This window comes from Microbacterium sp. 01T413_2, from assembly GCF_056398985.1.
In genome coordinates this window covers 60,031-73,325 of the sequence record NZ_JBFTQL010000008.1, presented here as the reverse complement: position 1 = coordinate 73,325, position 13,295 = coordinate 60,031, and the positions used below count along the sequence as shown (strand labels likewise).

12 protein-coding genes are annotated in these 13,295 nt (G+C 69.4%); 1 reads left to right on the top strand and 11 read right to left on the bottom strand.

The genetic code is table 11. The annotated features are described in order from the left end of the window. Nucleotides 1-64: 64 nt before the first annotated feature. Entirely contained in the window at nt 65-982 is a 918-nt protein-coding gene (locus AC1DMN_RS06805) for a LysR substrate-binding domain-containing protein (RefSeq protein ID WP_441977248.1), read from the top strand. A 24-nt stretch (nt 983-1,006) separates the two neighbouring features. Here AC1DMN_RS06805 and AC1DMN_RS06800 read toward each other — a convergent pair whose 3' ends face one another. The 11 genes from AC1DMN_RS06800 to ribD form a co-directional block, all read right to left on the bottom strand. Continuing rightward, a complete protein-coding gene (locus tag AC1DMN_RS06800; RefSeq protein WP_477230885.1) occupies nt 1,007-2,947 on the bottom strand; it encodes a primary-amine oxidase in 1,941 nt (646 codons plus the stop codon). 81 nt (nt 2,948-3,028) lie between these two features. Next, on the bottom strand, nt 3,029-4,561 hold the full coding sequence (locus tag AC1DMN_RS06795) for an APC family permease (RefSeq protein WP_477230884.1): 1,533 nt from the start codon (nt 4,559-4,561) through the stop codon (nt 3,029-3,031). Between the two features lie 179 nt (nt 4,562-4,740). Continuing rightward, the gene (locus AC1DMN_RS06790) at nt 4,741-6,198 is read right to left on the bottom strand and encodes an MFS transporter (RefSeq protein WP_440733359.1); all 1,458 of its coding nucleotides are present in this window, start codon (nt 6,196-6,198) and stop codon (nt 4,741-4,743) included. Nucleotides 6,199-6,379: 181 nt separating this feature from the next. Further along, nucleotides 6,380-7,432, bottom strand: coding sequence for a hypothetical protein (locus tag AC1DMN_RS06785; protein ID WP_477230883.1), 1,053 nt, complete (start codon nt 7,430-7,432; stop codon nt 6,380-6,382). Continuing rightward, entirely contained in the window at nt 7,419-8,030 is a 612-nt protein-coding gene (locus AC1DMN_RS06780; RefSeq protein WP_477230882.1) for an RNA polymerase sigma factor, read from the bottom strand. The genes AC1DMN_RS06785 and AC1DMN_RS06780 overlap by 14 nt, the downstream gene beginning before the upstream one ends. 26 nt (nt 8,031-8,056) lie before the next feature. Continuing rightward, nucleotides 8,057-9,091: a hypothetical protein gene (locus tag AC1DMN_RS06775; protein ID WP_477230881.1), complete on the bottom strand. Its 1,035-nt coding sequence runs from the start codon at nt 9,089-9,091 to the stop codon at nt 8,057-8,059. A 154-nt stretch (nt 9,092-9,245) separates the two neighbouring features. Beyond that, entirely contained in the window at nt 9,246-9,602 is a 357-nt protein-coding gene (locus AC1DMN_RS06770) for a Fe-S protein (RefSeq protein WP_441977242.1), read from the bottom strand. 113 nt (nt 9,603-9,715) lie between these two features. Next, the gene (gene ribH / locus AC1DMN_RS06765) at nt 9,716-10,189 is read right to left on the bottom strand and encodes a 6,7-dimethyl-8-ribityllumazine synthase (protein ID WP_440733357.1); all 474 of its coding nucleotides are present in this window, start codon (nt 10,187-10,189) and stop codon (nt 9,716-9,718) included. Next, a complete protein-coding gene (gene ribA / locus AC1DMN_RS06760; protein WP_440733356.1) occupies nt 10,186-11,475 on the bottom strand; it encodes a GTP cyclohydrolase II in 1,290 nt (429 codons plus the stop codon). Before ribA ends, ribH begins: the two co-directional genes overlap by 4 nt. Then, a complete protein-coding gene (locus tag AC1DMN_RS06755; protein WP_477230880.1) occupies nt 11,472-12,152 on the bottom strand; it encodes a riboflavin synthase in 681 nt (226 codons plus the stop codon). Before AC1DMN_RS06755 ends, ribA begins: the two co-directional genes overlap by 4 nt. Further along, nucleotides 12,152-13,264 (bottom strand): bifunctional diaminohydroxyphosphoribosylaminopyrimidine deaminase/5-amino-6-(5-phosphoribosylamino)uracil reductase RibD, encoded by a 1,113-nt coding sequence (gene ribD / locus AC1DMN_RS06750; RefSeq protein WP_477230879.1) that lies wholly within the window; start codon nt 13,262-13,264, stop codon nt 12,152-12,154. The genes AC1DMN_RS06755 and ribD overlap by 1 nt, the downstream gene beginning before the upstream one ends. Nucleotides 13,265-13,295 lie beyond the last annotated feature (31 nt).

Sequence of the window (13,295 nt, the reverse complement as noted above, 5' to 3'; positions counted from 1 at the left end):
GAGCGGCATCTGTACACTTCACAGATTCGAAGACCTGCATCTGATCTATTGATACTCTTTCGCCATGGCCAGACTGCAGAGCGCCGACATGACCCTCGTCCAGCTGAGGTACTTCGTCACGGCGGCGACGCATCGCTCGATGACCGAGGCATCGATCGACCTGCACGTCGCTCAGTCCGCCGTGTCGACCGCGATCGCGCAGCTCGAGCGCTCGCTCGGCGTGCAGTTGTTCGTGCGGCAGCGCAGCAAGGGGCTCGCGCTGACGGAGGCAGGGGAGCAGCTGCTGCATGACGCGCAGTCGGTGCTCGCCCAGGTCGAGGAGATGACCGACACCGTCCGCGGACATCACCACCAGGTGCGCGGCACGCTGCGGCTGGCGTGCTTCGTCACGCTCGCGCCGTTCGTGCTGCCACGACTGATCTCCCGCGTCGAGCAGGAGCACCCGGAGCTGCGGATCGAGATCATCGAGGCCGACATGGAGGGCACCACCGACCTGCTGCTGTCCGGCGCGGTCGAGGGCGGGATCGTCTATGACTTCGGCCGGGTGCACGACCTTGCGTTCGATCCGCTGTTCTCCGCGCCGCCGCACGTGATCCTCGCGGCCGATCATCCTCTCGCGACGCGTGAGGAGGTCGCGCTCACCGAACTCGCCGACTCCGAGCTGGTGCTGCTGGATCTGGCGCAGTCGCGCGAGTACTTCCTGGGGATGCTGGAGGGCGCGGGCGTGATTCCGCGAGTGCGGTACAGCTCGCACAGCTACGAGACCGTGCGCTCCCTGGTCGCCCGCGGGCACGGCTACTCGATACTGAACCAGGTGCCGCTCGCGCCGCTCACGTACGACGGGGGAGAGTTGCGGGCGCTCCGGATCGCGGGGGATGCGCCTGCCCTCGAGGTGTGCTTCGCCCGCGTGGCGCGGGTGCGGCCGACGGCCAGGACGCGCGCCGTGGCAGCCCTGGCCCGCGAGCTCTTCGGCACAGCGTGAGGCTCGCGGGCTGAGGTTCGTCCGTCAGCAGTGGCACTCGCCCTCGGCGCAGTGCGCGCAGGCGTGGCCGCTCGGCGACGGCGGCACGTCGAGCGCCGGGTTCTGGTCGAAGAAGCCGGTCGGCTTGAGCGTGAAGCCGGTGTAGTCCACCGGCATGATCGGCCAGTCCTCGGTGCGCGGGAAGTGCGTCAGGCCGAAGCTGTGCCAGAGCACGATGTCCTCGCCGTCGATCCCGCGGTCCGCCTTCTGGTACTCCGGGAGGCCGGGGGATCCGACGCTCTGGTTCACGAAGTCGCCGGCGGGGTAGCGCTCGCCCTCCGCGTAGCGGGTGACCCAGAGGTGCTCGGTCGCGAAGGCCGCGCGCTTGCTGATCGAGGATCCGTCGGCCGCCGCCAGGGTCGGCTGACCCTCGGGGAACAGCGTGTACGCGACGGGCTCGCCGACGTGGTTGTGCTTCTCGGTGTTGACGATCTCCCACACTCGGCCGAGCGATCCGTCCGCGCGCAGGCGCCCCTCGGACTCTCGCCCGATCACGCGACGGGAGCGGCTGAACGCATTGCCGTGCGGGTTGCCCTCGCCCTGCGGAACGCGCTTCAGGTCGAGCTCGTGCACGGCGTTGCTCTCGCCGTCGACCGACATGTCGAGCCGCGCGCAGAACAGGTGCTGGTGGAACGGTGCGGCGAGGCCCGGCGCGATCTGAGATGCGTAAGGGTAGCCCTCGCCGGGGTAGCGCGCGGTGAACACGATGCCCGTTGCCTTGGCCTCGAACTGGATCGTGCCGTCCAGGTAGAAGTACCAGTAGAAGCCATAGTCGTAGTTGCCGACGGTCGTGAAGAAGCTCACCACGAGGCGACGCTGCCGCCGCGAGGAGCGGTGCTGCGCCCACTCGTCGGTGTGCTTCCAGAGCAGGCCGAAGTCCTCCTCATGGATGCAGATGCCCTGGGAGATCTCCCGCGGGTTGCCGAAGTCGTCCGCGACGACGGGGGAGAGGTAGGTGATCTCGCCGAGGCAGTCGCAGCCGAGCTCGAGCGAGTTCGCGTCGCGTCCGACGAGGTACTCGCCGGTGTCGAAGTAGTTCTGCCAGGAGCGGTAGGGAGCCGGATCTCCGTAGGGAACGACCATCTCGGCGATCGAGGCGCGCTCGACGATGGAGCGGCGCACACCGTGGTCGTCGAAGCCGATCTGGCCGAGGATCAGTCCCTCGCGGGCGTCGAAGCCCACGTGCAGGTCCCACTTCTGCCAGCGCAGCACGTTGCCCTCGAGCGTGAAGCTCGGCCCCTCGGGCTGCACGATGTGCAGCGGCTTGAGGTCGGTGCGGAGCGCGCCGGTGAGCTCCGGGCTCTCGAAGTTGCCGTTCGTCAGCGGGTCGTCGCTCGGGCCGTCGTCGATGATCCGGACGACTTTGCGCTCGATCATGTCGACGAACGCGACCAGCTGGTCGACCGGGTGGCCCCAGGCGTAGTCGTGCTCGTCGCGCTGCACGAACGCGAGTCCGCGGAGCAGGCGCTTGCCCTCCTCGCCCTCGTAGTCGAAGATGCCCGCGCTCAGCGGCGCGACGCGCACGCCGTCCGGCGTGAGTCCGCGGGAGGCGAGGGCTGCCTGCCAGCCCGGATCGGCTTTCAGGATCCCCTCGATCGCCTCGAACTCCTCGATCAGCACGGGAGCCTGGCCGCTCAGCGCCGGATCGACGTCGACGGCCGAGAGCGTGCTCGCGGTGGCGAGGTCGATCAGAACATCAGTGGTCGCGCCCGTGGCCGTGTCGAGCAGGATCGCGCGCGCCTCGCGCGGAATCGCTCCGCCGGCGCGGAGCGCGGCCTTGGCCGGCTCGTGGAGTGAGAGGTACGCAACCCGCACGGTCTCGCCGAGGCGGCCCTCGGCGACCAGGTGGTCGCGCGCCGCGGTGATCTCGGCGGCGCTCAGCGGATCCAGCGGGTGTGCCGGCGGGGTGTTCAGAGGGGTGCTCACGGTATCTCCTTCGGGGCGAGCCGCGGCGGGCTCGGGGCGACGGTTCTGGTCTGCGGGGGTCGGCGCGTCCGGCCTCTTCGGTCAGGCTTCGCGGGCCTGGGCGGCGACGGATTCGAGATCAGCCGCGGATGCGGTGGCCGGGTCCTCGGGAGCGTATCCGGGGCGGCGCCGCTCGTACAGGTAGCCGACGACGGCGAGCACGGTGATCACGACGAGGGTGCCGATCGTGAAGGTCTCGAACGTGCCGCGGTCCACACCCCAGGTGTCGACGAAGTCGTACTTCACGCCGAGCACTCCCTCGAGGGTGCCGGGGAACACGGCGACCCAGGAGCCGAGCACGACCCAGGCGTAGATCACGACCGTGCAGACCCACAGCCCCGCACGTCCGCCCGGGACGCGGAACGGACGATGCACGTCCGGGTACTTCTTCCGCAGCGCGATGACGGTCGGGAAGATCACCAGGTAGGACAGCAGCAGCGTCGAGATCGCGACCGTCAGCACGACCGTGAAGACGTCGGCGGTGCCGCCCTTCAGCAACAGGGTCGCGGCGACGCAGAAGACGGTCGCGATGATGCCGGAGAGCAGATTCATCCGCACCGGGGTGCCGAGGCGCGGGGAGAACTTCCCGAAGTAGCGGAAGAACGCGCCGTCGGCGCCGGCCGCGGCCTGCACCCGATCGGAGGCGATCATCCAGGCGCTGGCCTGGGTCAGCACGACGAACACGAACAGCAGCGCGGCGATGAACATCAGCGGTCCGGACGCGGCGCCGTAGACGGTGAAGACCTCCTTGAACGCGTCCAGCAGGCCGCTCGCACCCTGCACCTTCTCGGCGGGCAGCACCGCGAGGATCGCAAAGATCGGCACGAGGTAGCACAGGATCGAGACCAGGCCCGAGGTGGCGACGGCACGGGGGACGTCCTTCTGCGGGTCGCGCATCTCCTCGGCGGCGCCGTTCGGGGCCTCGAAGCCGACGACGGCGAACAGGATCACGGGCGTAACGGCGAGGAAGCCGCCGACGGTGGGGGAGAAGTCGCCCACCGCGTAGCCGTGCACGCCGTTCTTCGCCGCGTAGACGACCACCGTGACGACGAAGATCACGAGCAGCGCGACCTTGACGATGCCGCCCGCGGCGACGATGTGCTTGCCGTACTGCAGGCCGACGATCGCGGTCGCGATCGCGATCCAGATGAACGCGACCTTGAACAGCAGGTCGACCGGCGATCCGTCCGGGAGCGGGGAGATGTAGGCGTTCCAGGTCGCGGCGGAGATGAACACGAGCGACCCGCCCATCCACAGCGGGTTGGTGATCCAGTAGAACATCGTCGAGATCGCCGCGGCGAGCTTGCCGTACGCGAGGCGCACCCACACGAACGGGCCGCCCTCCTCGTGGAAGGCGCTGCCGAGCTCGGCGACCACGAGCGCGTACGGCAGCAGGAACGTGATGCCGATCACGAGGGTCCAGGTGAACGCCTCCGCGCCGCCGCCGGCCGCGATCTGCGCGACGGTGTCGATCGCGATGATCGCGCTGATCGACAGCAGGACGATGTCCAGTCGTCCCAGCGTCTTTCGGAAGTTCTGGGTACGAATCGCGGATGTGGCGATCTCAACGCTCATCGGGGACTCCTCTGTCCGAGCCATGGCTGATCCTCGCTGCCCCGATCGCGAGATGCGACGGGAGCCTTCTTCGGGTGGTGGTCTCAGTCAAGCGCGCGGATTCGAATCACGCCAATACACAGATACGCGGCGCTGCATCAAGGGAAATGATGCAGCGCCGCGCACGGGCGAGTGCCGGATCAAGGGAGAGTGGGCACGCCCAGATCGTCCTCGTAGGCGTGGTCCTTGGTCTCGGGGATCAGGATCAGCGCGATGAGGGTGAGCACCGCCATCGACGACAGGTAGATGCCGACCAGGACGGGCGAGCCGTCCGCGAGCTGCCACAGCCACACCGCGATGAGCGGGGCAACGGCGGCGCCGAGGATGGACGACACGTTGTACGCGACCGCCGAGCCCGTGTAGCGCACGTTGGTGGGGAACAGCTCGGGCAGCAAGGCGCCCATCGGGCCGAATGTCGTGCCCATGAGCAGGAAGCCGAGGATCAGGAACGACTGGGTCAGCACCACGGCGAACGGCTCGCCGGCGTGCTGTCCGAGGAACAGCGGGAACGTGAAGCCGAACAGGATGATCGCGATCGTCGTCCAGATCAGCAGCTTGCGGCGGCCGATCCGATCGGCCCAGGGGCCGGAGAGCAGTGTGAAGATTCCGAAGAAGACGACGCCGATGATCTGCATCACCACGAAGTCGGTGTAGCCGAAGCCCTGGCCGGGGTAGAACTGCGCCGCGAACGCGGCGGGGTCGAACGGGGCGCCCTTCGCCTCTGCGGCCTTCTGCGCCGCGGCGGACGCGATCTCCACCGACCACGGCTTGGTGCCGAACGAGAGGGTGAAGTTCGTCATCAGGTAGAACAGCACATACGTGGCGAGCATCACGAAGGTGCCGAGGATGAGGTGCTTCCAGTGATGACGGAACACCGTGGCGAGCGGCAGCTTGCGGATCGTGCCCTTGTCCTCGGCGCGCTTGAAGGTCTCCGACTCCACGAGCTTGAGACGCACCCACAGCCCGATGATCACCATCACGGCGGAGAACAGGAACGGCACGCGCCAGCCCCAGCTGAGGAATGCCTCCGACTTCAGCGTCGGGTCGGAGGCGTGCGGCAGCAGCGCATTGATGGTCAGGAACAGGCCGTTCGCGATGATGAAGCCGAGCGGGGCGCCGAGCTGGGGGAAGGATCCGTACCAGGCGCGCTTTCCCTCGGGGGCGTTCTCGGTGGCGACCAGCGCAGCCCCCGACCACTCGCCGCCCAGCGCGAAGCCCTGCGCCAGGCGCAGGATCAGCAGCAGCAGCGCCGCCCACCAGTTGATCTGCTGAAACGTCGGCAGCAGGCCGATGAGGAAGGTGGCGATGCCCATCGTGAGCAGAGAGGCGACGAGGGTGGCTTTGCGCCCGTAGCGATCGCCGAAGTGGCCGAACACCATGGCGCCGATGGGGCGCGCGATCATCGCGGCGCCGAACACGCCGAACGACGCGAGCAACGCGGTCGTGTCGTTGCCGGTCGGGAAGAACAGGATCGGGAAGACGAGCACCGCGGCGGTCGCGTAGACGTAGAAGTCGTAGAACTCGATCGTCGTGCCGATGAGGCTCGCGAGGATCACCCGCGATCGGGGGTTGGCGGGTGCGGTCGTGGCGGTGCTCATGCAGTCCTCCGGTCGGTGCGTCGAATGCGCTCGTCGGGTCCCCAGCCGTGCGACGAGCACGGGGGAGTCTACGCCCGGCGTTCAGCGAGTCCACAGGTGGACACGCGAGCACGGCGGAGTGTGACGGCGACGCGCCTCGGATCCGGTCGGGTCCCCTCCGACCGGATCCGAGATGCGCCTGTCAGTGCGACAGCCAGGCCTTGTATTCGATCACCGATCCGGGCGCGACCTTCAGCTTCATCGTGGATCCGCCCGCGTAGATGGTGTCGGCGGCGATGATCTCGTGCGTCGACGTGTCGAGCACCAGGGTCGCGGTGAACTGCGGTCGCTTCGTAGAGGCGATCTTCAGAGCGATTCCGGGGCGGCCGAGTCGGTCCGTCACCGAACCCAGCACGCTGACACCGCCCGCGTCGCGCACCAGTTGCAGCGCCGCGGCCTGCTGCGCCGGGCTCAGCGCCCAGCTGTCCCGGATCGAGCTCACGACACCCCAGATCGCGAGCGCGTCGGCGCTCCCGGACGGCCCGACCCGATCCTCGATGTAGGCCCTCAGGCCCGCCGCGTCAGAGGGAGGTTCGGCGAAGAAGAGGTTGGAACTGTGATGCCCGGTGCCCGGCAGGGGCGAACCCTCCTTCGGAGCTTCCCCGGCGGGCGGGACGATCGTGCCGTCCTTCGTGACGGAGTAAGGCGCGCCGGTCCGCGACTCGAGATGGCCGGTGCCATCCGCATCCCACACCCATTCCTGCCACTCCGGCACGATCACCGGATCGGGCTTGCCATCGTCGCGCATCGCCCAGCGCACCACCAGGGAGTCGCGCGTAGCGGTGCGTTCCTGTGCCGCTTGCAGCGCGGCGATCGACGTCGCGAGCACCTCGTCCGCGGTCTGGGTGATCGGCTGCGCCACCAGCGCGGGCGGCGTGACCGCGTAAGCGGGCGCAGCGGTCAGCGGTCCGATGGCGAGCCCGATCGCGAGGACGGCGGCGAGCGCCGGGACCGCCCACGCGGCGCGCAGCGCGATCCGGAGGGGAAGGGAAGCACGGGCGCGCCGGCGCAGTGCCGCGACACGGTCGCCGATGGTTGCCCGCCGCGTCGAGCCCGTGGGAGACGTCTGGGTGGCGTCCTCGAGCATCAGACGCAGGCGGGCCCAGTCCGCGGCGGTCGGCTCGAGGCCGATCGGCGTCGATGCAGGATCCGCCTCGCGGATCAGTGTTTCGAGCAGGTCGTCAGTCAGCGGCATACGTCATCACCCCTTCCCCGGGCGTCGGTGCGGATGGTCTTCGGTCGGATCCGGGATCCCGATCCAACCGTGGCGGGGGAACCGCCGCGGGCTCCTGCAGCAGGATCCGCAGGGCCGCCCGTGCGCGGCTCAGCCGCTTCCAGGCAGTCGCCGTGCGACAGCCGACGACCTCGGCGATTTCGTCGGCGCTGAGGCCGTCCCAGTAGTGGAGCTCGAGCACCTCGCGGTCGCCGCGGCGCAACAGGGACAGCGCGTGGCGCAGCTCCAGGTGCGCGAGGTCGTCGCTCGGCCGTGCCGCGGTGGCGAGATCTCGCAGGCCCTCGCGCTCGCGGTCGCGCTTGCGATACGCGTCGCCGACGAGGTTTCGCGCGGTCTGCAGCAACCATGGACGGCGGTACGGCTCGCGCTCGTCGAACCGTCGCCAGGCGATCTCGAAGCAGTCCATCGTCAGTTCTCTGGCGTGTTCGCGGTCGTCGACGCGTCGTTCGACATAGCGCAGCACCGCTGTGTGGTGCTCGGCGAAGAGCGCCTCGAAGGCGGCCCGACGCGCGACGGCCGGGGTTCCCGGAGGAACTGCGCCCGGAGGATTCGCGTGCATGTTTGGGAGTTCCCGTCGGATCCGGATCAGTGCAGCGGCGGGTTGTCGGCGATGATCTGCCGGGCCTGGGCCGTGAGCGTCTCAATGTCGGCCTTCATCATCTTCAGCTGGTCCGCGTGCTTCTGCACGACCCTGACCTCGGCGTCCCACTGGGCGTCGTAGTAGGTCTTCGTCCAGCCGCTGGAGTCGCGGCAGGTCGCGTCGGCGACGGCGAGTTCGATCTCGGCCGGCGTCGTCTTGCGCGGACCGGCAGTGTCGGGATCGACCTCGGTGTCGCCGTACGTGCGTCCGTTGGTGGGAAACTCTGACGGCGGCGGCGCGAAGAACCCGAGCTCGATGCCGAGCTTCTGCGTCGGCATCCACTCACCCTCGTCTCCGACGGGCGCGGAGAGGGAGACGTCGTAGCCGGCGGCCGCGATGCACTCCTTCCAGGACGCGGCCGCCTTCTGCACCGCCGGATCCTGCGGCACCTTCTTCGAGTTCTCATACATCCACATCCCCGAAGTTCTGGAGATATCGGACACCTTGATGACGTCGAAGGTCTTGCGGCTCTCGTCCAAGCACGCTTGGAACACCGGTTCGAACCCGGGGGAGGATTCCGCGATCCGGTTCAGCTTGGTGAAGCTCTGGTAACCGTCTTCGAGCCAAATTCCCGGCATGTAGTTCGCGGTGTAGCCGAACTGCTTGGCGATCTCCATGGTCAACGCGGGGAAGGACGACTTGTTCTTCGGGAAGACGAGATAACTCGCATCGTCGGTGGGCTCGACGGGGATCGGCCAGCTGAAGCCCTCCTTGCTGAGGCAGGTCTCCATACGCCGGTTCTCCGCGTAGTTCGAAAGGTGCTCGAGCATCACCGTCGAATAGGGATCCATCGGCATCGTCCAGTGCGCGATGTCCTTCGCAGGCAGATCCGATGTCGGTGCGGTCGCGGTCGTGCCTGCGGGCTTCGGTCCAGTCGCGCTCGCGGGGGGCGTCGCGCACCCCGCGATCGGCGCGACCAGCGCGGCGACGGCGAGGACGGTGATCGTGCGGCGGTGACGCTTCGTCGCGATTCGGGTCATGCGGAGCCCTCTCTTCCCGAGCCGTTCTCGACTCTCACCGTAGAGGTTGGTCCGCGGGCCGGATCCTGACATCGCGGATCCGGAAACGCGAGAACGCGGGACCCGACGGCTCGGATCCCGCGTTCTCGATGGCTGTCAGGAGGTCAGCGCGGCGTCACCAGATGGCGGCGATACCGGCGTTCGCGGCGGTCAGGATGCCGACGAGCCAGAACATCGCCGGCGGGACGGCCTGGCCGCGCTTCTGCCGGGCCGAGCCGATGCCGATCAACGCGCCGATGATCAGCAGGATCACGAGCTTGGTGCCGATCTTGGCGTAGTTCATGCTCACGCCCTCGGGCAGTCCCCACGGGGCGGCGAGCACGAGCCCGGCGACGCCGGCGATCGCGAGACCGGTGTTCATCAGGCCGGTCATCTGCTTCTTGCCGCCGAAGGCCTGCACGGCCCATGCGCCGAACAGCGTCGCGAAGCCGATCAGATGGACGAACAGCACGATGTGGCGCAGGGTTTCCATGACCTCAGGCTAGGCCTGGGATCGCTCCGGCACCAGGAAGGCGCACCTCATCGCGCGTTCAGCCAGAGCAGTCGTCCGAGTGTGGATGCCGTGGGCGTTCCGTGTCGCGGCGATCAGCCCCGCAACGACCGGATGACCTGAGCGGTGCGCAAGGCGGCGTCGGCCGCCTCTGCGCCCTTGTCCTCCTTCGAGTCCTCGAGGCCGGCACGCTCCAGACCCTGCTGCTCATCGTCCAGCGTCAGCACGCCGAAGCCGACGGGCTTGCCGGCGTCGAGCGCGACCCGAGTGAGGCCATCGGTGGTGGCCGCCGAGACGTACTCGAAGTGCGGGGTGCCGCCGCGGATGATCACGCCGAGCGCGACCACCGCGTCCGCACCGCCCGCGAAGGCGGCCTGCGCGGCCACGGCCAGTTCGAATGAGCCGGGGACGCGCACCAGACGGTGGTTCGCCCCTGTCTCCTCGAGCACGCGCTGGGCACCCGCGATGAGGCCGTCCGTGATCGTCTCGTGCCAGGTGCCGGCGACGATCACGACATTGAGCCCGGTCGCGTCGATTCCGCCGGTGGTGGGTGCTCCTGCGCCGCTCATTCGTCGTCCCTTCCGTTCTCCGCACCATTGGCGGCCAGGGCGGCGGCGAGCTCGGACTCGCCGATGATGTGGCCCATGCGGTCGCGCTTGGTCTCGAGGTACTGGTGGTTGTTGGGGCCGACTCCGACGATCAGCGGCACCTGCTCGATGACATCGAGCCCCAGTTCGCGCAGCTGCGCGACCTTGTCCGTGTTGTTCGTCAGAAGGCGCACCTTCCTCACACCGAGGTCGGTGAGGATCCCGGCCGCCGCGGCGTAGTCGCGGGCGTCGGCGGGGAGGCCCAGCGCGAGGTTGGCATCGACCGTGTCGAGGCCCTCCTCCTGCAGGGCGTACGCGCGCAGCTTGTTGATCAGGCCGATGCCGCGTCCCTCGTGGCCTCGCATGTAGATGACGATGCCACCCTCCTGCTCGATCGCGTCGAGGGCCGCCTCCAGCTGCGGGCCGCATTCGCACTTGAGGGATCCGAACGCCTCGCCCGTCAGGCACTCCGAGTGCACCCGCACCAGCGCCGTCTCCGTCGGCTCGCCCGAGACGACCGCGATGTGGTCGGTGCCGGTGATGCGGTCCTTGTAGGCGAGGAAACGGAACACGCCGTGCGTCGTGGGCACGGTGGCGTCGGCGCGCAGGCTCACCCGGCGACGGGTGTTGTTGGCGACGCAGTCGGCCTCGTCCCGTGGGTCGACCTCGTTGAGATGCGCGATCAGCTGCTCGATCGTGATCACGGGGATCCCGTCGCGCTCGCCGAGCTCCATCAGTCCGGGCAGACGCATCATGCTGCCGTCCTCGGCGACGACCTCAGCGATCGCGCCGACCGGGCGCAGACCGGCCAGCCGCATCAGCTCGACGGCCGCCTCGGTGTGTCCGCCGCGCTGGCGCACCCCGCCGTCGACCGCACGCAGGGGCAGCACGTGCCCCGGACGGATGAGGTCGTTCGGCAGGGACGCCGCGTCGGCCAGCACGTTCAAAGTGCGGGCACGGTCGGCGGCGCTGATGCCGGTGGTGACGCCGGAGGCTGCGTCGACGCTGATCGTGTACGCGGTGCTGCGCGCGTCCTCGTTGGCCTCGACCATCGGGGGCAGGTTCAGCGCGTCGGCGATGTCGGCGGGCATGGGTGCGCACAGGTACCCGGAGGTCCAGCGCACGGTCCATGCGATCCACTCGGGGGTCGCGAGCTCGGCCGAGAGGATGACGTCGCCTTCGTTCTCGCGGTTCTCGTCATCCGCGACGAGCACGGGGCGGCCGGCGCGGAGCGACTCCAGCGCCTCGGCGATCGTGGAAAGGCTCATCGCGAGCCTCCTTCCGGTGTGGCGGCGCGGTCGGCGCCGGCGTCTGCGGCACGGAACGCGAGCAGCCGCTCGACGTGCCGGGCGAGGATGTCGGTCTCCAGGTTCACCCGGTCGCCGACGGCGCGGGATCCGAGCGTGGTCGCCGCGAGGGTCTCGGGGATGAGCGAAACCTCGAACCAGTCCTGTGGGGTTGAATCGGTCCCTGAGCCTGTCGAAGGGGGCTCGCTGACTGCGCTCACGGTCAGCGATGTGCCGTCGACCGAGATGGATCCCTTGTCCACGACGAGCGGGGCGAGGTCGTGCGGCAGCGAGATGCGCAGCACGCTCCACTGTGCACCGGGCCGCACCTCGAGCACTTCACCGACGCCGTCGACGTGGCCCTGCACGATGTGGCCGCCGAGGCGGGCGCCGACCGGCATCGCCTTCTCGATGTTCACCCGCGTGCCCACCGTCGCGCCGCCGATCGCGGCGACATCGAGCGTCTGCTTCATGACGTCGGTGTCGAAGGCGTCGGAGGTGGATCCGACCACGGTGAGGCACACGCCGCTCACGGCGATGGACTCGCCGTGCACCGCGTCGGACGCGGCCTTCGGGGCGCGCACGGTCAGGCGCCAGCCGTCGCCGGCGGGCGTGATCGCAGTGATCTCGCCGATCTCCTCGATGATTCCGGTGAACATCAGGCTTCTCCTTCGCTCCGGGAGGGTTCGTTCCGGGAGGTGTTCTCGTCTGCGGGGACGGCGTTCACCGTCGCGTCGTTTTCGGCGGCGGCCGCCTGGGCGGCGGCCGGCCGGGCGATCGCCAGCAGATCCGGGCCGAGCGGCAGCCACTCATCGACGACCAGGCGCCGGGCTTCACCGATCGAGGACACGCCGATGTCGCCGAGGGCCAGCTTCGGTCCGCCGATCAGCACGGGGGCCAGGTAGGCCAGGACCTCGTCCATCAGCCCTTCGGCGAGGAACGCACTGGCCAGGGTCGGCCCGCCTTCCACGAAGACGCGCTGGATCCCACGATCGCGGAGATCCGCGAGGATCGCGGTGAGGTCGTGCTCGGTGTAGAACAGCGGCGCGTGCGGATGGCGGCGCACGGCGGCCTCGGCGGGAGTCTCCCTCGCGCCGATGACCACGGGGACGGGCTGGCGGGGGAGCAGGGCATCGCCGTCGCGGGCGGTGAGGGCAGGGTCGTCGGCCAGCACCGTGCCGGTGCCCACGATGATCGCGTCGGCCGCGGCACGACGGCGGTGCACGTCGGCGCGGGCCGCGGGGCCGGTGATCCATTGGCTGGATCCGTCCGCCGCGGCGGCGCGGCCGTCCAGGCTCTGCGCCCACTTCACCGTCACATGCGGACGGCCGAGGCGCTGCACCGTGAGCCAGTCGCCGATCAGAGCCTCGGCGGCGTCGGCCTGCTCACCGGCGACGACGTCGAGGCCGGCGGCGCGCATCCGCTCCGCGCCGCCGCCGGATCGCACGCCAGGATCGTCGAGCGCGTAAAGGACGCGGGCCACGCCGGCGTCGATGAGTGCCTGGGCGCACGGACCGGTGCGGCCGGTGTGATTGCACGGTTCGAGCGTCACCACGGCGGTCGCGCCGCGGAGCTCGGCCGGCGCGAGCTTCGAGAGCGCATCGACCTCGGCGTGCGGGGTTCCCGCGCCACGGTGCCAGCCCTCGGCGAGCACGTCGCCGGTGGGGGAGAGGATCACGGCGCCGACCTGCGGGTTCAGCCCGCGCGGGCCGCGGCGCGCGATCTCGAGCGCGTGCGTCATCGCCGCCCGCTCCGCCGCTGTCGCCGTCATGTCGCCTTCTTCATCCTGGTCCAGATCACCG

Bases quoted from the DNA above. Each gene is read 5' to 3' on its own strand.
- AC1DMN_RS06785 (WP_477230883.1), bottom strand. From the start codon at position 7,432: ATGCCGCTGACTGACGACCTGCTCGAAACACTGATCCGCGAGGCGGAT.
- AC1DMN_RS06790 (WP_440733359.1), bottom strand. From the start codon at position 6,198: ATGAGCACCGCCACGACCGCACCCGCCAACCCCCGATCGCGGGTGATC.
- ribD (WP_477230879.1), bottom strand. From the start codon at position 13,264: ATGACGGCGACAGCGGCGGAGCGGGCGGCGATGACGCACGCGCTCGAG.
- AC1DMN_RS06755 (WP_477230880.1), bottom strand. From the start codon at position 12,152: ATGTTCACCGGAATCATCGAGGAGATCGGCGAGATCACTGCGATCACG.
- AC1DMN_RS06795 (WP_477230884.1), bottom strand. From the start codon at position 4,561: ATGAGCGTTGAGATCGCCACATCCGCGATTCGTACCCAGAACTTCCGA.
- AC1DMN_RS06780 (WP_477230882.1), bottom strand. From the start codon at position 8,030: ATGCACGCGAATCCTCCGGGCGCAGTTCCTCCGGGAACCCCGGCCGTC.
- ribH (WP_440733357.1), bottom strand. From the start codon at position 10,189: ATGAGCGGCGCAGGAGCACCCACCACCGGCGGAATCGACGCGACCGGG.
- AC1DMN_RS06770 (WP_441977242.1), bottom strand. From the start codon at position 9,602: ATGGAAACCCTGCGCCACATCGTGCTGTTCGTCCATCTGATCGGCTTC.
- ribA (WP_440733356.1), bottom strand. From the start codon at position 11,475: ATGAGCCTTTCCACGATCGCCGAGGCGCTGGAGTCGCTCCGCGCCGGC.
- AC1DMN_RS06775 (WP_477230881.1), bottom strand. From the start codon at position 9,091: ATGACCCGAATCGCGACGAAGCGTCACCGCCGCACGATCACCGTCCTC.
- AC1DMN_RS06805 (WP_441977248.1), top strand. From the start codon at position 65: ATGGCCAGACTGCAGAGCGCCGACATGACCCTCGTCCAGCTGAGGTAC.